This window comes from Pseudomonas sp. CBZ-4, from assembly GCF_000346755.1.
Lineage (GTDB): Bacteria > Pseudomonadota > Gammaproteobacteria > Pseudomonadales > Pseudomonadaceae > Aquipseudomonas.
In genome coordinates this window covers 129,116-149,905 of sequence record NZ_ANNV01000148.1, presented here as the reverse complement: position 1 = coordinate 149,905, position 20,790 = coordinate 129,116, and the positions used below count along the sequence as shown (strand labels likewise).

The window sequence follows — 20,790 nt, the reverse complement described above, 5'->3', positions numbered from 1 at the left end:
ACATTTTGATCTTCGTTGTTCAGATACCTTGTGCAAGGGCAGCCGGGCCCTAAGTGACAACACCGCGCGATTCCGGCTGGCGTGATTCCCTGTGGGAGCTGGCTTGCCTGCGATGGCGGCAGCACTGCTGACAAAGATGTCGCCTGATACGGCGCTATCGCAGGCAAGCCAGCTCCCACACAAGCCAGCTCCCACATTTAGATCTTCAATGGCCGGTAGATAGCGTAGTCTCCTGCTGCACTCCCTTTCATTCGCCCTGCGGAGCCCTGCCATGATCACCGTCCACCACCTCAACAATTCCCGCTCGCAACGTATCCTCTGGCTGCTCGAAGAACTCGGCCTGCCGTACCAGATCAAGCGCTACCAGCGCGACCCGAAAACCAACCTCGCCCCGCCTGAGCTCAAAGCCATCCACCCGCTGGGCAAGTCCCCGGTGATTGAAGACGGCGGCCAGGTGCTGATCGAGTCCGCGGCGATCATCGATTACCTGATCCGCCGCCATGGCGCAGGTCGCCTGCAACCCGATCCGGCCACCGCCACTTACGACAAGTACGTGCAATGGCTGCACTTCGCCGAAGGCTCGGCCATGCTGCCGTTGATGCTCAATCTTTACGTCGGCCGCCTGGGCGAGGCGGGTGCGCCGTTGCATCCGCGGATCGAATCGGAAGTGGCCAATTACCTGGGCTACTTGAACGACGTCCTAGGCGAGTCGCCCTACCTGATGGGGGATGAGTTGAGCGGTGCGGATATCCAGATGAGCTTTATCGGCGAAGTCGCCGGGGCCCAGGGCAAGTTGCCGGCGTATCCGAACCTGGCCGCCTGGGTGCAGAAATTCCAGGCGCGGCCGGCTTATCGCAAAGCGGTGGAGCAGGGCGGCGAGTACGCGTTCGCCAAGTAAGGCGGTTCAGGGGGCAAATGTGCCCCCATTCCCCGCACTTATTGATCGTCGAAACGCTGCAACGAAAACGACGATAAATCCAGCTCACTCTCCCCGCGCATGCACCACTGCGCAAACGCCTCGCCCAGCGCCGCCGAATGCTTGAAGCCATGCCCCGAGCAGGGCGACACCACCAGTGTGTGCTGCAATGTCGGGTGCGCGTCGATGATGAAGTGATGATCTGGCGTCACCGTGTAGGCGCACACCGCCGCCTTGACCACCTCGGCCGTGAGCCCGGCAATGCGCCCTTGCACCTGTTGCTCATACATCTCGCGCGCTTGCGCAGGCGAGACGCTGCGGTCCAGGGTCTCGGGCGTCGAAGCGGTGTGATACTGCGCCGTAGCCACCTTCAAGCTGCCCTCGCCAGGCAAGGCCGGGAAACCATAGTTGGTCTGGTCCTGGCCATGGGTGAGGATAAATGTCGGCGACGCCCCCACCAGCTGCGCGTCGGGCTCGGTTGCGAACCAGAACAACTGCTGGCGATACACGCTGAGCAGCCGGTCAAACGGCGCACCGAGCAAACCGCCGGCCCAGTTGCCCGCACTCACCACCAGCTTGTCGGCCTGCAAGGTGCGCTGGTCGGTGGTCACCGTGACGCCGTGCGCATCCGAGCGGATATCGGTCACGGTCTCGCCCTTGTACAGCGTTGCCCCGTGTTGCTCGGCCAGCCGCAGTTGCACGTCGATGCAGCGCTCAGGCCTTACAAAACCGCCTTCGGGCTCGTAGTAGCCGATGGCGTTGTCCGTGACCTGGGCAAATTGCGGGAAGCGCTGGCGGATCTGCGTGGCGTCCAGCACCTCGTGGGCGATCCCGTAGGTTTGCGCCAGGCCAAGGGTGCGCAGGGTGAAGTCGTTGGCATCGCTGGGGTCGAAATCCGCGTGGGACGTCAGCACCAACAGCCCCGACTGCTCGAACAAGGCCTCCCCGGACAACGTCTCCAGCTCGCGCCAGATGCGATGTGAGCGACGCACGATCGGCACGTACTGCGCGCCTTCGCCCACCGACAGGCGGGTGATGCGCGTGTCGCCATGGCTTGAGCCCAGCGTGTGGGGCGGGTGGTGACGGTCGATGCCGGCGACCTTTGCCCCGGCTTTGGCCAGTTGGTACACCGTGGCGGCACCCATGGCGCCAAGGCCGATGACCAGCGCTTCATATCGTTCCAAGGTTGATACTCGCTTCAGAGGCTGGGTTGAGAAAACGGCCGGTTAACGCACCACGTCAAACGCCGTGTATTGGTTCACATAATGCGTCTGGCTCGACGTCGATTCCAATGTCAGGGCAATGCCCAGGTCTTCGATAAATACGCGTGAGGTCTTGTAGTCGCCCTGGTCGCAGGCCAGTTTGATCGCGTCGCCCGTCAACGCGGCAAACACCTGGCGTGCCGGAATGCGTGCGCCAATCGTGCAGGTCAACGACGTTTCGATGGGCTTGTCGGTGGGCCGGGCGGGCAGGTTGACCATGCGCAATTGCGCCGTCAGCGTCTGGCCCGGCGTCCAGCTGGCCGGCACGTGCAGCTCGGCTTCCCGGGTTTGCAGCACGCGGCCATCGCCGACGCCGTTCATTTTTGATTTCAGCTGGATCAGGTCTGCTTGGGTCAGGCGATCAACGTTGAAGGTCTGGCCATAGACCTCGTTCTTCACCAGCAAACCACCCTCGGCCTTGAACGTGACCGACGTCGGCAGGTCCTTGCTGCCGTCGCCTTTCTTCGACAGGTAGGTGTAGCTCAGCGTCTTGAATTTCGGTTGCAGCAGCGGTGCGCCAAGCTGCTGGAGCACGCTGGCCGGCACCTCGACATCGCCGATATTCGTTTCGGCTTGCGTGCGCGGGTAATCCACCGGCGCGATGTCCGGCCGCAACCGCGCCAGCAGCCCGGCGTTGACGCCACCCTGTACCGAACAACTCACCCGCGACTGCGTGCCTTGCTTGCCCTCCGGCTCGACGATCAGAACCCGTTCCACCTGGCGTATCCCCGGTGCCTTGCCCGGCTGCGGTTTGATCAACTGCCAGCCTTCGCCCACCTTGAGTTCGCTGCGGGTGTATTCCCCGTCGCCTTTTTGCAGCGCGCCGGGTTGCTCCAGCAGCGGCGCGAGGCGCTGGGCGACCTCGTTCACACCGCCGTCGACAATAAAGCCCCAGTAATAAAACAGTCCCAGCGGTCCGAGGTCGGTGACTTCGTCGTAATAAGACAACAGCTTCAAGCCGGCGATGGGCGGCGCGCTGATCGGCACCAAGCTGGCCTTGTGATCGGTACGGTTTCTGACCGCGATCCAGGTGAAGGTTTTTTCCTGCTTGAGCGGCGCGTAGGCCTGCCAGGCGTCACGGTGAGTGTTCAGGCTGCTGAAGAAACTCGCATCGCAGCGGGTGAAGGCCTTGAGCGTGTCGGTCAACGCGGCATCGGCGGCGTGGCTGAGGGTGGGCAGCAGCAGGGTGGCGGCTAGGGCAGCGGCGGAAAACGGCAACTTCATGGGGCGGGATTTCCTTGGCGAATGGCGAGGTATTGCCCAGGCGTTGGGCGACGGGCTCTAGTTGGCTGAGCGGGTCAAGCGCAAGCGCCAGTTGCCGCCGTGCTGGGATTGGCACGCCTCTTCCGAGTCGAGTTGTACGCAACGCTTCAGCGGCACAGGCGGAATATCGGCGGCCAGCAGGGCGATGGCGGTGAGTTCGCGGATGCGTGCATCCACACCGGTGGCCAGGGCGTGATCCTTGTTGGCGCGGGTGTCGAAGACCCAGGTGATGATCAGGCTTTGGGGGAAGTCGGCGTAGTTGACGGTGTGGGTCAGCCAGTCGAACCCGGGGATTTCGGCTTTGGCGGTTTCGCAAGCTTCGGTGAGCGCGGCGACCAGGCCGCGTTCGATACGGGCGCTGTCGCGTTTTGAGAGGGCCACGGAAAGCTCCAGTTGAAGGCAAGGGCCGCAGGTTAGCAGGGTCTGGGGGCAGTTTCAGCCGCGACGAATTTCCAATTAGTTGTAGAGCGCCTTGCTGGGGTCATGAATACCCTGACCAGGAAGACATCGTTGCTACTTAGCCGGGTGGATAAATATGAAGCGCGTAAAAATCTTGCTGACAGTAGGTGCAACCCCCTTGGTTCTGATGGCCTCGCAAGCGTTCGGGTTTGGGGAGACCCACGATAAGGCGTGTCAAGACGCATGGTACAAAAGCCAGGCTTACGCAACATGCGCTGGCTGGGGGTGGACGGAACGGCAAGGCGATATGTGCACGCTTCGGCAAAGCTGTGCCGAGGGTGGAGGCCCAAAATCGCCGAAAACCAATGCACTTCCCAGCGTTTTTGAATACAGCCGGGCCACCGATGGCAGCTATAACGTGCCCATTGATAAGGTGCGTGACCTGAATAATTGCGGCGGCGTACTTGTTGTCGGAAGCTGCCCGAAATAGCGGGCAGGCGTTCGGGCATCACCCATGCTGCCTCAGCGCGCTGATGATGAATGCATGCAGGCTATTGACCGCCTTGGCCCCCCGCGAGGCTCGGCTGCGTAGAATCGACACCTCCATGGGGTCGATGTTTCCAAGGCCGTGCTCACTGCCCAAGACCTGAAGCGATGCCTGTACGGTGCACTGCGTGATTGCGGCAATCGCCAGCCCGCCTTCAACGGCCGCCACTTGGCCAGCCAGGCTGGAGCTGTTGTACACCACCTTGAACTGGCGACCCTGCTGGGCCAGTGAGTTCACCGCATAACGCCGCGCCAGGCTGGCGCTTTCGTACACGGCAATCGGCACCGGGTCGCGCCGCCACAGTTCAAACTGCGGGGAACCCACCCAGACCATCGGCTCATGGAACAGAAACGTGCCACTTTGCGGCGAGTCCCTGGACACCAGCGCCAGATCAAGATCGCCGCTGCGCAGCCGTGGGATGAGTGCGGTCGATTGTTCGCAGGTCAGTTCGATGTCTACGCCCGCGTGGCGCGGCGCAAAGCGTTTGAGCAGCGGCGTGAGGTATTTGGCGGCGTAGTCCTCGGCCACGCCCAGGCGGATGCGCCCCGTCAACGCCTCCCCGTGAAACGCCGCCTGGGTCTCGGCGTGCAGCGCCAGCATGCGCCGCGCGTAGCCCAGCAGCGTCTGGCCATCATCGGTCAGTTGCAAGTGGCGTGGGCCTCGGTTCAACAGGGGCCGGCCCAGCGCGGTTTCGAGTTTTTTCATCTGCATGCTCACGGCCGACTGCGAACGGTTGACCTCATGGGCCGCGCCCGACAGCGAACCGGCGTCCACCACGGCGACAAAACACTTGAGCCAATCAATCTGCAAATCGCTGGAAGGCATCGCGCGGACCTCTATTCGTTAATCGAATGACTGAAGTGTGAATTATGCGCTTTTCAGGGTAGTTGTTCGCTTGCAAGATGCGGGCATAAATCGACCTCTATCGGACCTGATCATGCCCTTCGACACCTGGTTGCTGTACCTGATTACCTGCTGCGGCATCGCGGTCGTGCCGGGGCCCAATGCCTTGCTGGCGCTGACCCACGGCGCGATTCACGGGCGACGCCGGACGCTGTTCACCATCAGCGGCGGCGTGCTCGGCTTTGCCTTTGTGCTGTCGCTGTGCGCGTTGGGCCTTGGCGCGTTGATCCAGGCTTCGGCCGGCTGGTTCACGGCCTTGAAGATTGGGGGCGGGCTGTATCTGGTGTGGCTGGGCTTCGGGCTGTGGCGATCCGCGCCCGTCAGCCTGGAGATGGCCGGCATGCCTCATTTGCGGCGTTGGTCGCTGTTCCGCCAAGGATTGGTGTCGGCCCTTTCGAATCCCAAGGCGTTGCTGCTGTTTACGGCGTTTATTCCGCCTTTTCTCGACCCCCACAGAAACCTTATCGCACAGACGGCGGCCATTGCCCTGACCTACGCCGTGGTGGAATTCTGCGTTGAATACCTGGTGGCCAGCGCTGCCCACCGCGTGCGGCCTTGGTTGGCACGAACCGGACGGCGGTTCAATAAGGTGTGTGGTGGGTTCTTCGTGGTGTTTGGGTTGGCGTTGCCGATCCACAGTTGAGCCAGGGCAAAAGAAAGGGTGCACCGCCGAACGTCTCCCTGTTTCGCGCGGTCACAGCTTTGCTGATAACCTGCTGATAGCTCAACGCCAGCTCCCCGGAGCCCACCCATGAAAACCCTACGCACCGCCTTCCCGGCCGCTTTCCCCCGTGGATCTTCCCGCGACTCGGAAACCGCGCTGTCGGACATCGAGTTCCTGCACCGCATCAGCCTGGACCTGATCGGCGAGCAAGACCTCGAGGCCCTCTATGGCAAGATCGTCGATGCCGCCGTGTCCATCACCGGCTCGCAATTCGGCACCATGCAGCTGCTCTGCCCCCAAGGCCATCCCTCCGGCCATGGCGGCGAACTGCAACTGCTGTGCTCACGGGGCTTGCCGCCCGAGGCCGTAGGATTCTGGCAATGGGTGAGCCCAATGGCCTACAGCAGCTGCACCATGGCCCTGCAACTGGGCCAGCGCGCCATCATCCCCGACTTCGAAGAATGGGCCGACATTGCCGGCACCGAAGACCTGATCGCCTTCCGTCGCGCGGGCATCCGCTCGGCCCAGACCACCCCCTTGCGCTCGCGCGACGGGCGCCTGCTCGGCATGATCTCCACCCACTGGAGCGCGCCGCACCAACCGTCCGAACGCGACCTGCGCCTGCTCGACATCCTCGCCCGCCAAGCCGCCGACCTGCTGGAACGCACCATCGCCGACGAAGCCCTGCGCGACGCCGAAGCCCAACTGCGCGCCCTCAACGAAACCCTTGAACAACGCGTGGCCGAACGCACCGCCATGCTCATGCAGGCCGAAGAAAAGCTGCGCCAGTCACAGAAAATGGAAGCCGTCGGCCAACTCACCGGTGGCCTCGCCCACGACTTCAACAACCTGCTCGCCGGCATCTCCGGCGCGCTCGAACTGATGAACCGGCGCATCAGCCAAGGCCGCCTCAGCGATGTCGACAAATACATGGTCGCCGCCCAAGGCTCGGCCAAACGCGCCGCCGTCCTCACCCAACGCCTGCTGGCCTTCTCCCGCCGCCAGACCCTGGAACCGCGCGCCACCAACGTCAACACCCTGATGTACGGCATGGCCGAACTCATCCAACGCACCGCCGGCCCCGGCATCCAGATCGAAACCCTCGGCGCCGTTGACGCCTGGACCGCCTTCGTCGACGTCAGCCAACTGGAAAATGCCCTGCTCAACCTGTGCATCAACGCCCGCGACGCCATGCCCGAAGGCGGGCGCATCCAACTGCAAACCAGCAACCACTGGCTCGACGCCAACACCGCCCGCGCCCACGACCTAACCGAAGGCCCCTACCTGCGCCTGAGCGTCAGCGACACCGGCACCGGCATGTCGCCAGACATCATGGCCCACGTGTTCGAGCCCTTCTTCACCACCAAACCCATCGGCCAAGGCACCGGCTTGGGCCTGTCCATGATCTACGGTTTTGCCCAACAGTCGGGCGGGCAGGTGCATATCCAGTCCGCCGTGGGCGAGGGCACCTGCGTGTCCCTCTACCTCCCACGCCACCACGGCGCGGCGCCGGGGGATGAACTGACGCCGGGGCAGACCACGATTGAAGTCGCCCAACATGGCGAAACCGTGCTGCTGGTGGACGACGAATCCACCGTGCGCATGCTGCTCGCGGATGTGCTCGGGGAATTGGGCTACACCGTGATTGAAGCGGCGGACAGCGCGGCGGGACTGAAACTGCTGCGCTCGGATGTGCATATTGACCTGCTGGTGACGGACGTGGGCTTGCCGGGCGGGATGAATGGGCGGCAGATGGCCGAGGCGGGGATGGAGCTAAGGCCGGGGTTGAAGACGTTGTTTATTACCGGGTATGCGGAGAATGCGGTGATGGGGTATGGGCAGTTGGGGGCGGGGATGGGGGTGTTGACGAAGCCGTTTGCGGTGGAGGTGTTGGGGGGGAGGGTTAGGGAGTTGTTGGGGAGGTAGTCAAGGTTTCTCTGCCTCTGCAGACATAAAACAGCTCACCTATATAATGGTGAGCTGTTTTATGTCTGGTAGTAATACTTTAATAAACGATGTTTGCGATATCTGCTGCGGCGTTTAGGCCTCCACGATAGTCGCTGCCGGACTTGGGTAGTATATAAGTGTATCTCTCGTCGTCTTGATACGTGACTTTCCAATGTTTGCCATCGGCGCTAATCGAGAAGCCAAGGCCTTCAAAGGTTGTTTTGACTTTTTTATTCATGTCGCGGTAGTCGCGCAGAACTTCTTTGAGTGATTTTGTTCTTTGTTCGTGCGCGTTACTTGCGGTGTTGCTATTTATTATCGCTTTTAGAACATGTTCTCGCCGGGAATTTGGATGTACCCCTTTCTGAGCGTAGTCCTTAAAAGCATGTAGCGCTATAGCTAGAATTTCGTCATTGAAATAGTCATCCTCGTCTCCGGTGTCAATAAGTATTCCACCTTGTACGGGGGTTTTAGCCTCTCGTGTTCGTAGTAGTGCGCTGAGACGATCTATTTCTCGATTTAGTGCTTGAATGTTTTCAGTTTTTTCTGTTAGTTCTAGTTCGTATAGTGAAACAATGTCGTTGGCTTCAGTTGCATTTATCCCTTCTCTTTTTAAGTTTTCGATAGCAATTCTGTTTTTGACAAGGATAACTTCCTCCCAGCTGCATTTTTTTGGAGAAATTAGGACAGATAGGGCTTCGCAAATAGTGGAGAAAATATCTTTTTCAAATGTCTTTATGTCTGTAGTTCCTCTTCGAAACAGAGTCACCTCACTCCCTTTTGGCCAGTAAATCCCAACTACTCCACCGTACACATTTCTTGAAGCGACATCTTTTCTGAGGTTGTGTGAAAAAGCTCTGCTAGGCTCCACCACAATATGAGCCATACCGCTCAAAGCTCTAGCGAGTCTGTCGGGGATAATAGTATGCCTGTCGTTGTTCGTGGAGCTTACGTAGGCAATAGGTAGAGTGCAGGTGTTGTTGGCTGTGATGATTGCAGTCGCGATTTCGTTGCCGTTTTTTGTTTCGTCCAGAAGAATTGGATTTATGCTTATTGGGACTCCTCCATCATCGCCACCTCCGAAACGATTTATCAGTCGGATAACGATCAATGGCTTTTTGATTTCGGGCTGCTCCTTTGAAGCCGTATTTGTGACTATACTCGCAATTACATTTATCCAATGTTGGTCTTTTTCAACTCGGGAGGATATCTCGGTTGTCCACTGAGCTACATCAGTAGATTTTATGTAGCGCAGCGATGAGACGAAAAGGTCTGAGGTTTCGGATCTGGAGTACTCAATATGTTCTTGGTTTTTGATATGAGTAAAGTCTTCGGAGCTTACTAGTTTTGAAAGTTCTTCTTGTGCGAAGTTTGTATATGGTGAGTCGAGTATCCAGTTAATGCACTCTTGAAATACATCTTCGCTAGTAGTGGAACTGTTCAGTGGAAAACAAACTTTTATGCTCACAGGCCAATCTCCATATTAGGTTTTTGGACGCTATCATTTTGACATCATCGGTGTCTATACGATGTAAGAATGAGCAGCCCATTTCCTGACGAGAGGCTTGGAGCTGGGCCGAACGGATCGCTACTTTTGGGGGGGCAAATGAATAGGCGCGACCGGTTAGGAAATTTTAACTATGCCGCTGTGAACATCGATTTAGGACCCTTAGGGGCGTTCACCCAATAAAAAATCGCCGAGTCACCGCGATGCATGCGATGACTCGGCGACCTGTGGGGCGAATTTGGAGGCTGGTAACTAGTCTGTGGAGGGTGAATTGTGGTCAAGGAGTCGAGCAGTGAGCAATACCCCCAGTTCACTCAGTTGGTGAATCGCTAGCGCAATGTCACGGTGTTTACCACTCAGGTCTTCGGAAAGGTCGAGCAAAAGGGTGCTGACCGAACTAAAGATCTCATAACTATTGGTAATGAGGGCTTCATTGCGTGCGTCTGGAGCAACGCAGAAGAGAGCAGTTGGATCCGGTGCGACATTAGTCATAAAAGATATCCTGGCTTATGCCACCACCTCCCCGCTACTAAACGAGTGGGTGGCAGCTGTACGCAGGTTAGTAGACCGGTGGATATCTAAAGCCGGCGCGTCCGAGGACGCCCTGCGTACAGCCGCCATCAAGCACAGACGCAATGTCTGACTGATGAAGCTTGTGCACATGTAGATAACCGATCCGGGCTACTAAACCCGATCACCGAGAAATTCAGCGACCGCGCAACCTTAGATTCGACCACCCCAGCGCACAAGCCGGCGGATTCTGACGCAGGCGTAGGCAACGGAGCAAGGTGCCGGATGGCTTTGGGACTTATCCTTGCTTCAACTGCGCAAATGCTGGGCTCAGTGGCTGAGTTTTTGCGCCATTGCTGTAGGTATTGGTCGGGCTCCCTGTAGCCCCTTTCTGAAATTCAACCCCGCCCCCCAATCCCCGCCCAATCAGAAAACGCCGCTTTTATATTCCGACCTCTCCGTTATTTCGAGGTTGGAATTGCGCCATGTTAAAGACCCATATCAACCCGCGACTCAGCGACCACGCGAGCCTCAAGGCCAGGTACCTCAGCGGGGCATCGCCGATGGCCGTGCGCAAGTTCGATGCGCTGAACGCGCACCTGCCCAGGCTTTTTGTCGACGCCGGCCACATGATCATCGTGCCGAGCAACACGACCCTGGAAAGCACGGCCGAAGAGGCCTGGCACATGAAGGAAGCGCAGAGGATCAGCCGCTCGCTGGAGCTTGACCCGTACGTGACGGAGATCACCGCCGGTGAATACGATTTGCTGCAAAGCGTATTGGGTTACACGTCGTTGGGCGTCGGCAGTGCGGCGTCGGCCTGGAGTACGCATCTCAAAGACGTGCGCCACACCATGGAGCAGATTCAGCAGGCTTACGCGCGGTACAAAAGTGGCGGGGTGGACCGGGAGACGTTTTTTCGGCAGCGCGAAGTGTTGTTGAAACAGTTGAATAACCAGCTCCAGGGCGCGGCGCGGTTGGGCACGGGGTTGCGCGGTGGGAGTTCGTTGAAGTGGATTCTGGGGATCTCTACCAAGCGTTTTTTGGATAAAGGGGAGATTAGGGGTTATGCGGAGCGTCTTGAACGTATGGCGGGCGTGGCGCGGCATTTGCGCAAGGGAACTTATATCGGGTTGGCGTTGGATATGACGGTGGCGGGGTTGGAGGTGAAGGAGGCGTGTACGTTGGGGCGGGAGGCGCAGTGTCGCAAGGCACAGTTTGTTGAAGGAGGCCGACTAGTGGGTGGAGTTGCTGGGGCAGCTGCCGGTGGCGCGATCGGCGGTCGGGTTGGGCCAGCGTTGTGCCGCATCTTTTTGGGCATTGCTACCCGAGGGGCTGGGGCACTGACTTGCGGAGTAATAGGTGGTGCAGCGGGCGGGTATTCGGGAGGGAAGACATTCGGCGGCTTTGGCGCTGAGTTCGGCGACGCGTTGTATGTAGGTGATGACTTATGGATATAGCCGGCTACCGATTCATCACCATCCTCGCCTTTATCGAGATCATCATCGGTTGTGCGCTGCTGCTGTATTCGCATTACTTCAAGCTTGAAAAGCTGCAAAAGTATTTCGAGAACAATGAAGTGGTTCAATACAACAATCGTATTTGGTCGGGCAATCGGCCCATGGATAGGGCGATGCGGATGGGGCCAATTTCGCTGTTCCTGACTTTTCCAAAAAGCTATATCCGGTTAGGCGATGTCAGCGCAGAAGAGATCGCCTCCGTTCCGTTATCCCTAAAGCGTTGGGCGACTTGGCCGGATTACTTTGTGATACAGGCATTTGCGTGGGTGGGGATTCGTTACGTTCTTTACGAGCTGTAATAACAACGTTCGCAACCGTGCCACTCACAGTGGCACGGCTGGCAACAGTGCTGTACATGGGTGTCGACTTATGGATCTGACAGGCGAAAAGCTCATCACATTGCTCATTGGTGTTGAGTTTCTGATTGCGATCCCGTTGGTGCTGTACGCGGATTACGTGAAGCTTCCAGAGCTGGAAAAGTACTTTGAAGACAACGAAATCGTCCAGCTCAACAAAACACGTTGGCCCAGCAAACTGCCGATGCATAGAGCATTCCGTATGGGGCAGATTTCTAACTTTCTGTCGCTTTCCAAGCGCTATATCCGCTTAGGGGATGTGACTGAAGAGGAGGTTGCCTCCGTTCCACTCTCCCTCAAGCGTTGGGCGACGTGGCCGTATTACTTTTTGTACCAAATGTTTATGTGCATGGGGCTTCATTACGTCTTGTACAAGCTGTGAAGACCGGTGGAGCCTAAAGCCGGTGCGCCCAAGGGCGCCCCGGCGCGCAGCCGCCATCGAACTGTATTTAGGTGTTGATCTATGGATATAGCCGGCTACAGGTTCATCACCTGGCTCGTGGGCGTTGAGTCACTCATTGGTGTGGCGTTGCTGCTGTACACGCACTATTTCAAGCTTGAAATGCTGGAGAAGTATTTTGAGAACAATGAAATTGTTCAACTGAACAAGCAACGTTGGCCGGGCAATCGGCCGATGGATAAAGCACTGCGCATGGGGCAGATTTCCTGCTTTTTGACGTTTCCAAAAAGTTATATCCGGCTAGGCGATGTGAGCGAAAAGGAGATCGCTTCAGTTCCTCTTTCTCTCAAGCGCTGGGTGATATGGCCGGAGCTTTTTTGGCTTCAAATATTTATGTGGATGGGGATTCGTTACGTTCTATACGCGTTGTGAAAGCAGCCGTACCGCTCACAGTGGCACGGCTGGCAGCCCAGCTAACCGCAGAAGCCTAAACCGTCACCACAATCTCGCCGCTTTGCTGATTTGCCTCCAAATACCGATGGGCCTCCTGCACCTCTTCTAGCTCAAACGTCTGCGCAATCACCGGGTTCATGAAAACACCCCCTTGAGGCCTATATCGGTCTACCATGCGACCCCCGGCAGCGGTTCCACGTGCTACCGATCCTTCTTTATAAAGGCACCGCCCATGTCCATCGACCAAATCAGCCTGCCCAAAGGCGTAGGCCCACACGCCAGCAAGCTGCTGGACGCCATCACCGGCGCTTCCACCCATGAAGAACTCAACCGCGCGGGCGGCAAGGCCGAAGGGTTTGTGCTCGGTCTGGAATCGACCAAGGCCATCAAAAGCCAGATCGCCGAGGCGTTGTACGTGGCGTATGACGATGCGGCGGCGCATCGGGCCAGTGAGTTGAAGGGCTAAATCACCCACCTCAGTGGCCGATGGGGGCGCTTCGCACCCCAGCGGGAGCAAGCTCCCTCGCCACAGGGGAAGCTGCGGCGTCTTACCGTAACGAAAACTTCCACGCGGTGGTGTAGCGTCGCAGGCTCCAACACATAAAGTGTCCAAGGAGTACACATGACATTGACCGTCAAAACCCTGCTCGACCTGGCCATGGCCAACCCGATCAACGCCGAGATCACTGCACGCCTGCCGGCCCTTGGCCTGGACCAGTGTTTTCTCACCGCAGGCTGCCTGTTTCAGGCGGTGTGGAATCACCAGTCGAACCTGCCTGCTGCCCAGGGCGTAAAGGACTACGACGTTTTCTACTTCGACACAGACCTGTCCTACGAAGCCGAGGACGTGGTGATTCGCGCGGCTGAGGGGTTATTCAAGGATCTGGGCGTCAACGTTGAAGTGAAGAACCAAGCGCGGGTGCATCTTTGGTATGACCAGCGGTTTGGCCGGCCGTATCCGCAATTGCTCACGGCCCGGCAGGGGATTGATCGCTACCTGGTGGCGGGCACCTGTATCGGGCTGGAAGTGGCGACGGGCGAGGTGTATGCGCCGTATGGGTTGGCGGATGTGGAGCAGGGTGTGCTGCGGATCAACCCGTTGCACCCGGAGCCGGAATTGTTTGCGCGCAAGGCCAGGAGTTATCAGGAGCGGTGGCCTTGGCTCAGGATTGTGGGGGCCACTTAGCACCGAGGGCGATGCGGGTAGGGGGGGGCGGCAGATAGTGCGCGGTGATCCCTTCGTAGCCTCGCTAAAGCTCGACAACTCCCACATTTTGATCTGTGAACACCGCTAAATGTGGGAGCTGGCTTGCCTGCGATGGCGCCAGCCCAGGCAACATCACAACCCGCCCCAGCCCCAATCGGCAATGAACTTTTACCCGCCCCCCACACGTCCAAGTTGAAACGCCCAGCCAAGGACCGACCATGACCTTCTTCATCTTCCTGCTCGCCTGCGCCGCTGCCGCCAGCACCGGTATGCTGTTCAAACCCGGCGCCTGGTACGCATCCCTCGTCAAACCCAGCTTCACCCCGCCCAACTGGTTGTTCCCGGTGGCGTGGACGCTGATCTACCTGCTGCTGGCCTGGGCCGGCTACCGCCTCAGCCTGATCCCGGACAGCCAAGTGGTGCTGGCGCTGTGGGCGGCGCAGATTGCCTTGAACACGTTGTGGACGCCGGTGTTCTTCGGCGCGCACCGCATCCTCGCGGGGATGGTGATTCTGGCGGTGCTGTGGCTGACCGTGGCGGCGATGGTGGTGTTGGCGGTGCGCCTGGATCTGATCACCGGGTTGATCCTGTTCCCGTATCTGGCGTGGCTGTGTGTGGCGGCGGCGTTGAATTTCTCCATTTTGAGAAATAACCGCTGATGACTCACAACTTCTGGCCCGCCAGCGAAACCGAACTGGCCGAGATGCGCCGCTTCAACAAGAAGCTCGCCTGGTTGCCGCGCTTCAAGATCCGCAATCGCGTGACGCCGCGTGTGATCCAGGCGTTGCTGCGTGCCGGTCAACGGTTGAAGCGCGCCCCTGCGGCTGAAACCCGGCACGCCGGCTCGGTGCCCGTGCGCATCCTGCGCCCCAGCGGCAAACCCAGGGGCGTGGTGCTGGATATTCACGGCGGCGGCTGGGTGATCGGCAATGCGCAGATGGATGACGACCTCAACCTGGGCATGGTCAACGCCTGCGACGTGGCAGTGGTGTCGGTGGATTATCGGCTGGCGGTGGATACGCCGGTGCAAGGCGTGATGGACGATTGCCTCACGGCCGCGCGTTGGTTGCTGAGCGCCGATGAGTTTGCGGGGCTGCCGGTGATCATCGTCGGCGAATCGGCCGGCGGGCACCTGGCGGTGGCGACGTTGCTGGCGTTGAAGCAATGGCCGGAGTTGCTCAAGCGCGTCCGCGGCGCACTGCTGTATTACGGCGTCTACGACCTCACGGGCACGCCCAGCGTGCGCGCCGCAGGACCCGACACGTTGCTGCTGGACGGCCCCGGCATGGTCGACGCGCTGCGCCTGCTCACACCGGGGCTGAGTGACGATGAGCGTCGGCAGCCGCCGTTGTCACCGCTGTATGGCGAATTCACCGGCTTGCCGCCGGCGTTGATGTTTGTGGGGGAATTGGACCCGCTCAAGGACGACACGCTGCTGATCGCTGAGCGATGGCCGGGCGCGCAGGTACACCTGGTGCCGGAGGCGGCCCATGGGTTTATTCATTTTCCGGTGGGTATGGCGAGTAAGGTGTTGGCTCATGGGCGCCAGTGGATAGTGGGCAAGACCTCCATTGAAGACCCTTTCAGCATCCGCCCGGTTGCAGCGGATGATGTTTCAGAGGTGCTGGCCTTTGTACAACAGGCCCGCGCCGAGATGTTTCCCAAGCTCAGCGATTCCAGTACGCCGAATGATCTGGCGCAATTTGAGGCGACCTACCTTCAAGGTGACGGGCGCTTTCTGATCGCCTGTCATGACGGTCAAATCGTCGCGGCTGTCGGCTACCTGCCGTATGACAACCGGTTTCCCCAGCTCAATTACCTGGGCCGCAAGACGGTGGAAGTGGTGCGCTTGTTTGTGCTGCCGGCGTTTCGGCGCTTTGGCTTGGCGGGGGCGTTATATCGCGCATTGGAGGCAACGGCGCAGGCGGAGGGGGTGGAGGTGATGTATTTGCATACCCACCCGTTTTTGCCGGGGGCGATTGATTTTTGGCTTCGGCAGGGGTTTGAAGTAATCGACATCGAGGTCGATCCGGTTTGGCAGACAACGCATATGCAACGAACACCGCAGATCTAATGTGGGAGCTGGCTTGCCTGCGATGGCGGCGGGTCAGCTTGCATCTCTTTAACTGATAGACCGCTATCGCAGGCAAGCCAGCTCCCACATTTTGAATGGTGTGAAGCCTTTAGTTCGAACGCAACCGCAAGATCTGCGCCCCATCAAACGGGTCCGTCAGGTAATGCGCCTGCACCCCAAACGTCTCCTGCAACCGCTGCGGCGTCAGCACGTCCAGAGGCTTGCCCAACGCCACCAACCGCCCGCGATCCAGCACGGCCAGGCGATCACACGTCAGCGCCTGGTTCAGATCATGCAGCGCAATCAACGTCGTCACCGGCAGCGCCTGCACACCTTTCAAAATCGCCAGCTGATGCTGGATATCCAGGTGGTTGGTCGGCTCATCCAGCAACAGAATCTGCGGCCGCTGCGCCAGGGCGCGGGCGATGTGTACGCGCTGGCGCTCGCCGCCGGAGAGGCTGCGCCACGCACGTTGGCTCAGGTGGGTGGCGTCCACGTCGTGCAGGGCCTGGCGCACGATGCTGTCGTCGTCAGCGGACCACGGGCTCAGCGCCGACAGCCAGGGCGTGCGGCCCAGGGCCACGGCGTCGAATACGCGGATGGCGTCGTCGGTGTCGGCTTGTTGCTCCACCACCGCCAGTTGTTGCGCGATGGCGCGGCGGGACAGCTCACCCAGGCGTTGGCCGCCCAGGCGCACTTCGCCGCATGCTGGCGTGCGCAACCCGGCGAGCAGCTTGAGCAAGGTGGATTTGCCGGAACCGTTCGGCCCGACAATGCCGAGGGTTTCCCCTCGCGCCACGTCCAGATGAATATCGCTCAGCAACTCGGCGTCACGCACCTTGAAGCCCAGGCCGCGGCAACTGAGCATGCTCATCGTGCGTTCCTCCGCCCGATCAGAATCAGCGCAAACACCGGCGCGCCGACCAGCGCGGTGACCACGCCGACCGGAATCACCTGGCCCTTGATCAAGGTGCGCGACAGCACATCCGCCGCAATCAAGAACAGCGCACCGCCCAGCGCACTGGCCGGCAGCAAGCGCGAATGCCCGGTGCCCAGCAACAGGCGCACCGCGTGGGGAATCACCAGCCCGACAAAACCGATGGAGCCGACAATCGACACCATCACCGCCGTCACCAGCGCCGCGCAGCCCACCAGCACAAACTGCACGCGCCGCACCGGGATGCCGAGGGACGCCGCCGAGTCGCTGCCAAAGGTGAACGCATCCAGCGCACGACGGTGCCACAGGCACACCGCCAAGCCCACGAGCGCCACCGGCCCCGCCAGCCATACCGACGGCCAGCGCACGCCGCTGAGGTTACCCAGCAGCCAGAACATGATGCCGCGCGCCTGTTCGGAGCTGGCGGATTTGGTGATGAGGAACGCGGTCAGCGCATTGAACAGCTGTGAACCGGCAATACCGGCGAGGATGATCTGCCCGGTGCCGCTGGACGAACCGCTGGCCCGCGCGAGCAATATCACCAGGGCGAACGCGGCCATGGCGCCGACAAATGCACCCGCCGACAACGAAATCAAGCCACCGCCCACGCCGATCAACGCCACCAAGACCGCACCGGTCGAGGCCCCGGCGCTGATGCCCAGCAGGTAGGGGTCGGCCAATGGGTTGCGCAGCAGCGACTGCAAGATCACCCCGCAGGTCGCCAGCCCGGCGCCGCACGCGGCGGCGACGAGGGCGCGGGTCAGGCGGTAGTTCCACACCACGCCTTCGTCGATGGGGTCCAGCACGTAGCCGGCGCCCCACAGTTTATTGGCCAGCACCTGCAGCACGACCTGCGGCGAGATGGCGGTTTCGCCGATGGCCACGCCGGCGAGTACGGCGAGCAACAGCAGGGCCAGGGCGATCAGGGGACGGATCATTGCGGCAGGTCGTAGCCGTCGATGGCCGTGGCCAGTTGTTCCAGGCCATCGAACATGCGGATGCTGGCCTGCAACGCCAGGGCGTCGAGGATGATGATGCGGTTGTTTTTCACCGCGTCCATATTGCGCGTGACCGGGTCGCTGCGCAGGAAGGCGAGTTTCTTTTCATGGTCGTCGGCGGGGTAGCGGCGGCGGTCCATGCGGGCGATGACGAGGAAGGTCGGGTTGGCCTTGGCGATGGTTTCCCAGCCAACGGCGGGCCATTCTTCATCGGACTGCACCACGTTATGCAAGCCGAGGGTTTGCAGCATGAATTCGGGGATGCCCTTGTGCCCAGCCACGTACGGATCGCTGGCCATCTCGGCGCTGGAGAACCACACCAGCGCGCTGGCCTGCTTGAGGCCCTTGCTCTGCACGGTGGCCACGGACTTGGCCAGGCGCGCCTTGAGCTCGTCGTTCAGCTGTTGGCCACGATCCTGTACGTCGAAAATCGCCGCCAGCTGGCTGATGCTCTTGTAGATAGTGTCGATGCGAAACGGTTCCAGCCGCGTGCCGTCGGCGCCCACCAGGTTGTCTTTGCCTTCGCAGTCGGAGGGCAGCAGGTAGGTGGGGATTTTCAGCTCATGGAATTGCTCGCGGGTACCCACCACGCCTTGCGCGCCGACCACCCATTCCAGCTCGGCGGCCACCAGTTGCGGGCGCTTGGCGATCACCGCTTCGAAGCTCGGCTCGTTATTGGCCAGGCGCTCGATGCCGTCGTTCAGGGTCTTGAACTGCGGCAGTACGTTGTTGAACCACAGCGACGTGCCGACCACTTTCTCGCCCACGCCCAAGGCGTAGAGCATCTCGGTGGCGGCCTGGCCGATGGTCACGCTGCGCGCGGGGGCGTGTTGGAAGGTGAGGGTGCTGCCGCAGTTTTCCAGCGTCAGCGGGTAGTGGGTCGGCGCGGCGTGGGCCAGGGCACAGAAACCCAGGCCGGTGAGCAGGGCGGTAACGCGTGGCAGCATGGGGCAATCTCCGTTGGGACCGTACAGTGGACTGGGGAGGTACGGTAGTGGAAATACACCCACGGATACGGCCGCCGGGGCCGCGCAAGGATGTCCTTCCCGGACACCCCGCCGGTTGGTGATAACGCTGGGCCGGCAGGTCTCCTGACTGGTGCGTCGTCGCCTCGCTCCGGCCTTCCCGGACAGTGTCCAGTGGCAGTGGGGAGCAGGCTCGGCACCTACAGTTGCGGGGGCAGTTCCGATTGGCGCGATGGGGCGCGCTTCGGATTCCCTGTTAGTCCCCTTCGGGAACCGGCGCGCCATGGTAGTCGATCAGGCTGCGAAGGGGGAGTTGCAACGGGGAAATCGCAGAACAAATGCGATCTCTGAGGGAACTGGCTTGTGTGGGAGCTGGGTTGCCTGCGATGGCGGCGGGTCAGCTTGCATCTCTTTAACTGACAGACCGCTATCGCAGGCAAGCCAGCTCCCACAGTTGGACTGTGTTGGTAGGGCTGACAGTGTTCGGACCCAGGTCTCACGGACACAGCCAATCCCTGTGGGAGCTGTCGAGCGCCAGCGAGGCTGCGAAGGCGGCGGCACTGGTTGCCTGGTTTATTTACGATCCAGCCACACAGTCTGCGCATTGCAGAACTCGCGCACGCCAAAGTGCGACAGCTCCCGGCCAAAGCCACTCTTCTTGATCCCGCCAAACGCGACCCGAGGGTCGGAGACACTGAACGAATTGACGAAGATCCCACCGGTTTCCAGGCGGTTGGCGATATCGCGCGCTTTCGCCGCATCGGTGGTGAAGATGCTCGCGGTCAGGCCGAACTCGCTGTCATTCGCCAGTGCCACGGCGTGGTCGGCATCGCGGGCGGTGATGATCGAGGCGACGGGGCCGAACAGTTCCTGTTTGAACGAGGTCATCTGGTCGGTGACGTTGGCCAGTACGGTGGGCTCATAGTAGTTGCCTGCGCCTGGGACTTTGTTGCCGCCCAGCAGCAGGGTCGCGCCTTCTTCCAGGGTGGCCTGGACCTGGCCGTGCAGCTCGTCGCGCAGGTCGAAGCGGGCCATCGGGCCGATGTAGGTGCTGGCGTCTGTCGGGTCGCCCATCACCAGCGCGCGGCTGGCTTCGAGGAACTTGGCGGTGAAGGCTTCTGCCACGCCGGCTTCGATGATCAGGCGCTTGGCGGCAGCGCAGACTTGGCCGCTGTTCTGGAAGCGGCCGATCAACGCAGCTTGTACGGCGGCGTCGAGGTCGGCGTCGTTGAGCACGATGAACGGGTCGGAGCCGCCCAGTTCCAGCACGCACTTTTTCAGCGCGGCACCGGCCTGGGAGCCGATGGCGATACCGGCGCGCACGCTGCCGGTGAGGGTGACGGCAGCGATGCGTGGGTCGGCGATGGCTTTGGACACACCGTCCGGAGTCACGTTGAGCACTTCGAACAAACCGTCAGCGAAGCCGGCCTTTTTGAAGGCTTGCAGGATCAGGTAGGCGCTGCCCATCACGTTGGGTGCGTGCTTGAGCACGTAGGTGTTGCCGGCGAGCATGGTCGGCACGGCGCCGCGCAGCACTTGCCAGACCGGGAAGTTCCACGGCATCACGGCGAGGATCGGGCCCAGCGGGCGGTATTCGATCTGGGCGCTGCCGTTGTCCACCAGGGTCGGCTCCGGCGTGAGCATGGCCGGGCCTTGGGCGGCGTACCACTCGCTGAGCTGGGCGCATTTTTCGATTTCGGCACGGGCCTGGGCGATGGGTTTGCCCATTTCCAGGGTGATCATCTGCGCCATGTCTTCGGCTTGTTCGCGCAGGGCGGTGGCCAGGGCCAGCAACAGCTCGGCGCGCTGGCTGACCGACTGGCGGCGCCAGGTGCGGAAGGCGGCGGTGGAACGGTCGAGGACGGCGTCCAGTTGTGACTCGGACTCGTACGGGTAGCTGCCGACTGTTTCGCCGTTGGCCGGGTTGATCGAGAGGGCGTGGGTGGTCGCGTTCATGGCACC

At 60.5% G+C, this 20,790-nt stretch carries 22 protein-coding genes, 1 pseudogene and 1 riboswitch; of the genes and pseudogenes, 12 read left to right on the top strand and 11 right to left on the bottom strand.

Going from position 1 to position 20,790, the window contains the following annotated elements; all coding sequences use genetic code 11:
- Window positions 1-271 precede the first annotated feature (271 nt).
- A complete protein-coding gene (locus B348_RS0120330) occupies window positions 272-898 on the top strand; it encodes a glutathione S-transferase family protein (protein WP_017737901.1) in 627 nt (208 codons plus the stop codon).
- A gap of 38 nt (window positions 899-936) precedes the next feature.
- On the opposite strand, the gene solA is transcribed toward B348_RS0120330, so the two are convergent.
- The 4 genes from solA to B348_RS0120305 all read right to left on the bottom strand — a co-directional run bounded on the left by solA (window position 937) and on the right by B348_RS0120305 (window position 5,212).
- Complete coding sequence (solA, locus tag B348_RS0120325) at window positions 937-2,100, bottom strand: N-methyl-L-tryptophan oxidase (RefSeq protein ID WP_026136933.1); 1,164 nt, start codon at window positions 2,098-2,100, stop codon at window positions 937-939.
- Window positions 2,101-2,142: 42 nt separating this feature from the next.
- Window positions 2,143-3,402, bottom strand: a complete 1,260-nt coding sequence (locus B348_RS0120320) for a hypothetical protein (protein ID WP_017737899.1) — start codon at window positions 3,400-3,402, stop codon at window positions 2,143-2,145.
- A gap of 57 nt (window positions 3,403-3,459) precedes the next feature.
- Window positions 3,460-3,822 carry a hypothetical protein gene (locus B348_RS0120315; protein WP_017737898.1) on the bottom strand — a complete coding sequence of 121 codons (363 nt, stop codon included), beginning with the start codon at window positions 3,820-3,822 and terminating at the stop codon, window positions 3,460-3,462.
- Between the two features lie 526 nt (window positions 3,823-4,348).
- Complete coding sequence (locus tag B348_RS0120305) at window positions 4,349-5,212, bottom strand: LysR family transcriptional regulator (RefSeq protein ID WP_017737896.1); 864 nt, start codon at window positions 5,210-5,212, stop codon at window positions 4,349-4,351.
- 112 nt (window positions 5,213-5,324) lie between these two features.
- On the opposite strand from B348_RS0120305, the gene B348_RS0120300 reads away from it, so the two are divergent.
- Complete coding sequence (locus B348_RS0120300; RefSeq protein WP_017737895.1) at window positions 5,325-5,933, top strand: LysE family translocator; 609 nt, start codon at window positions 5,325-5,327, stop codon at window positions 5,931-5,933.
- A 108-nt stretch (window positions 5,934-6,041) separates the two neighbouring features.
- Window positions 6,042-7,880, top strand: coding sequence for an ATP-binding protein (locus B348_RS0120295; protein WP_017737894.1), 1,839 nt, complete (start codon window positions 6,042-6,044; stop codon window positions 7,878-7,880).
- 79 nt (window positions 7,881-7,959) lie between these two features.
- Here the strand turns inward: B348_RS0120295 and B348_RS1000000131620 are convergent, their stop codons facing one another.
- Entirely contained in the window at window positions 7,960-9,369 is a 1,410-nt protein-coding gene (locus B348_RS1000000131620; RefSeq protein ID WP_157356535.1) for a hypothetical protein, read from the bottom strand.
- A 291-nt stretch (window positions 9,370-9,660) separates the two neighbouring features.
- Window positions 9,661-9,900 (bottom strand): DUF6124 family protein, encoded by a 240-nt coding sequence (locus B348_RS1000000132030; RefSeq protein ID WP_017737892.1) that lies wholly within the window; start codon window positions 9,898-9,900, stop codon window positions 9,661-9,663.
- Between the two features lie 503 nt (window positions 9,901-10,403).
- Here B348_RS1000000132030 and B348_RS0120280 point away from each other — a divergent pair.
- From B348_RS0120280 to B348_RS0120265, 4 genes are all read left to right on the top strand, one after another.
- Window positions 10,404-11,378, top strand: coding sequence for a hypothetical protein (locus tag B348_RS0120280; protein WP_017737891.1), 975 nt, complete (start codon window positions 10,404-10,406; stop codon window positions 11,376-11,378).
- A complete protein-coding gene (locus B348_RS0120275) occupies window positions 11,369-11,737 on the top strand; it encodes a hypothetical protein (RefSeq protein ID WP_017737890.1) in 369 nt (122 codons plus the stop codon). Before B348_RS0120280 ends, B348_RS0120275 begins: the two co-directional genes overlap by 10 nt.
- 70 nt (window positions 11,738-11,807) lie before the next feature.
- Window positions 11,808-12,176, top strand: a complete 369-nt coding sequence (locus B348_RS0120270) for a hypothetical protein (protein WP_017737889.1) — start codon at window positions 11,808-11,810, stop codon at window positions 12,174-12,176.
- 81 nt (window positions 12,177-12,257) lie between these two features.
- Complete coding sequence (locus B348_RS0120265; RefSeq protein WP_017737888.1) at window positions 12,258-12,626, top strand: hypothetical protein; 369 nt, start codon at window positions 12,258-12,260, stop codon at window positions 12,624-12,626.
- Window positions 12,627-12,681: 55 nt separating this feature from the next.
- On the opposite strand, the gene B348_RS1000000132025 is transcribed toward B348_RS0120265, so the two are convergent.
- Complete coding sequence (locus B348_RS1000000132025) at window positions 12,682-12,786, bottom strand: zinc-binding dehydrogenase (RefSeq protein ID WP_256204486.1); 105 nt, start codon at window positions 12,784-12,786, stop codon at window positions 12,682-12,684.
- 93 nt (window positions 12,787-12,879) lie between these two features.
- On the opposite strand from B348_RS1000000132025, the gene B348_RS0120255 reads away from it, so the two are divergent.
- The 5 genes and pseudogenes from B348_RS0120255 to B348_RS1000000132020 all read left to right on the top strand — a co-directional run bounded on the left by B348_RS0120255 (window position 12,880) and on the right by B348_RS1000000132020 (window position 15,928).
- Window positions 12,880-13,113: a hypothetical protein gene (locus B348_RS0120255; RefSeq protein WP_017737886.1), complete on the top strand. Its 234-nt coding sequence runs from the start codon at window positions 12,880-12,882 to the stop codon at window positions 13,111-13,113.
- A 156-nt stretch (window positions 13,114-13,269) separates the two neighbouring features.
- Window positions 13,270-13,833, top strand: coding sequence for a nucleotidyltransferase family protein (locus tag B348_RS0120250; RefSeq protein WP_017737885.1), 564 nt, complete (start codon window positions 13,270-13,272; stop codon window positions 13,831-13,833).
- A 239-nt stretch (window positions 13,834-14,072) separates the two neighbouring features.
- Entirely contained in the window at window positions 14,073-14,513 is a 441-nt protein-coding gene (locus B348_RS0120245; protein WP_017737884.1) for a TspO/MBR family protein, read from the top strand.
- Window positions 14,513-15,418: pseudogene (locus B348_RS1000000131425) on the top strand (alpha/beta hydrolase); the annotation flags it as partial. The gene B348_RS0120245 and the pseudogene B348_RS1000000131425, both read left to right, overlap by 1 nt.
- A 6-nt stretch (window positions 15,419-15,424) precedes the next feature.
- Window positions 15,425-15,928, top strand: coding sequence for a GNAT family N-acetyltransferase (locus tag B348_RS1000000132020; RefSeq protein ID WP_371105907.1), 504 nt, complete (start codon window positions 15,425-15,427; stop codon window positions 15,926-15,928).
- 109 nt (window positions 15,929-16,037) lie between these two features.
- Here the strand turns inward: B348_RS1000000132020 and B348_RS0120235 are convergent, their stop codons facing one another.
- The 4 genes from B348_RS0120235 to B348_RS0120220 all read right to left on the bottom strand — a co-directional run bounded on the left by B348_RS0120235 (window position 16,038) and on the right by B348_RS0120220 (window position 20,784).
- Window positions 16,038-16,802: an ABC transporter ATP-binding protein gene (locus B348_RS0120235; protein ID WP_017737882.1), complete on the bottom strand. Its 765-nt coding sequence runs from the start codon at window positions 16,800-16,802 to the stop codon at window positions 16,038-16,040.
- A complete protein-coding gene (locus B348_RS0120230) occupies window positions 16,799-17,803 on the bottom strand; it encodes an iron ABC transporter permease (RefSeq protein ID WP_017737881.1) in 1,005 nt (334 codons plus the stop codon). The genes B348_RS0120235 and B348_RS0120230 overlap by 4 nt, the downstream gene beginning before the upstream one ends.
- On the bottom strand, window positions 17,800-18,810 hold the full coding sequence (locus B348_RS0120225; RefSeq protein WP_017737880.1) for an ABC transporter substrate-binding protein: 1,011 nt from the start codon (window positions 18,808-18,810) through the stop codon (window positions 17,800-17,802). The genes B348_RS0120230 and B348_RS0120225 overlap by 4 nt, the downstream gene beginning before the upstream one ends.
- Before the next feature lie 116 nt (window positions 18,811-18,926).
- A riboswitch (cobalamin riboswitch) is annotated at window positions 18,927-19,121 on the bottom strand.
- Between the two features lie 280 nt (window positions 19,122-19,401).
- On the bottom strand, window positions 19,402-20,784 hold the full coding sequence (locus B348_RS0120220; protein ID WP_017737879.1) for an aldehyde dehydrogenase family protein: 1,383 nt from the start codon (window positions 20,782-20,784) through the stop codon (window positions 19,402-19,404).
- Window positions 20,785-20,790: the final 6 nt, after the last annotated feature.

What these genes read in the sequence shown, in the direction of transcription:
- B348_RS1000000132025 (WP_256204486.1), bottom strand. Translation starts at nt 12,786, where the DNA reads ATGAACCCGGTGATTGCGCAGACGTTTGAGCTAGAAGAGGTGCAGGAG.
- B348_RS0120300 (WP_017737895.1), top strand. Translation starts at nt 5,325, where the DNA reads ATGCCCTTCGACACCTGGTTGCTGTACCTGATTACCTGCTGCGGCATC.
- B348_RS0120295 (WP_017737894.1), top strand. Translation starts at nt 6,042, where the DNA reads ATGAAAACCCTACGCACCGCCTTCCCGGCCGCTTTCCCCCGTGGATCT.
- B348_RS0120330 (WP_017737901.1), top strand. Translation starts at nt 272, where the DNA reads ATGATCACCGTCCACCACCTCAACAATTCCCGCTCGCAACGTATCCTC.
- B348_RS0120230 (WP_017737881.1), bottom strand. Translation starts at nt 17,803, where the DNA reads ATGATCCGTCCCCTGATCGCCCTGGCCCTGCTGTTGCTCGCCGTACTC.
- B348_RS0120245 (WP_017737884.1), top strand. Translation starts at nt 14,073, where the DNA reads ATGACCTTCTTCATCTTCCTGCTCGCCTGCGCCGCTGCCGCCAGCACC.
- B348_RS0120225 (WP_017737880.1), bottom strand. Translation starts at nt 18,810, where the DNA reads ATGCTGCCACGCGTTACCGCCCTGCTCACCGGCCTGGGTTTCTGTGCC.
- B348_RS0120250 (WP_017737885.1), top strand. Translation starts at nt 13,270, where the DNA reads ATGACATTGACCGTCAAAACCCTGCTCGACCTGGCCATGGCCAACCCG.
- B348_RS0120265 (WP_017737888.1), top strand. Translation starts at nt 12,258, where the DNA reads ATGGATATAGCCGGCTACAGGTTCATCACCTGGCTCGTGGGCGTTGAG.
- B348_RS1000000132030 (WP_017737892.1), bottom strand. Translation starts at nt 9,900, where the DNA reads ATGACTAATGTCGCACCGGATCCAACTGCTCTCTTCTGCGTTGCTCCA.
- B348_RS0120270 (WP_017737889.1), top strand. Translation starts at nt 11,808, where the DNA reads ATGGATCTGACAGGCGAAAAGCTCATCACATTGCTCATTGGTGTTGAG.
- B348_RS0120280 (WP_017737891.1), top strand. Translation starts at nt 10,404, where the DNA reads ATGTTAAAGACCCATATCAACCCGCGACTCAGCGACCACGCGAGCCTC.
- B348_RS0120235 (WP_017737882.1), bottom strand. Translation starts at nt 16,802, where the DNA reads ATGAGCATGCTCAGTTGCCGCGGCCTGGGCTTCAAGGTGCGTGACGCC.
- B348_RS0120305 (WP_017737896.1), bottom strand. Translation starts at nt 5,212, where the DNA reads ATGCCTTCCAGCGATTTGCAGATTGATTGGCTCAAGTGTTTTGTCGCC.
- B348_RS0120275 (WP_017737890.1), top strand. Translation starts at nt 11,369, where the DNA reads ATGGATATAGCCGGCTACCGATTCATCACCATCCTCGCCTTTATCGAG.
- B348_RS0120255 (WP_017737886.1), top strand. Translation starts at nt 12,880, where the DNA reads ATGTCCATCGACCAAATCAGCCTGCCCAAAGGCGTAGGCCCACACGCC.
- B348_RS0120220 (WP_017737879.1), bottom strand. Translation starts at nt 20,784, where the DNA reads ATGAACGCGACCACCCACGCCCTCTCGATCAACCCGGCCAACGGCGAA.
- B348_RS0120320 (WP_017737899.1), bottom strand. Translation starts at nt 3,402, where the DNA reads ATGAAGTTGCCGTTTTCCGCCGCTGCCCTAGCCGCCACCCTGCTGCTG.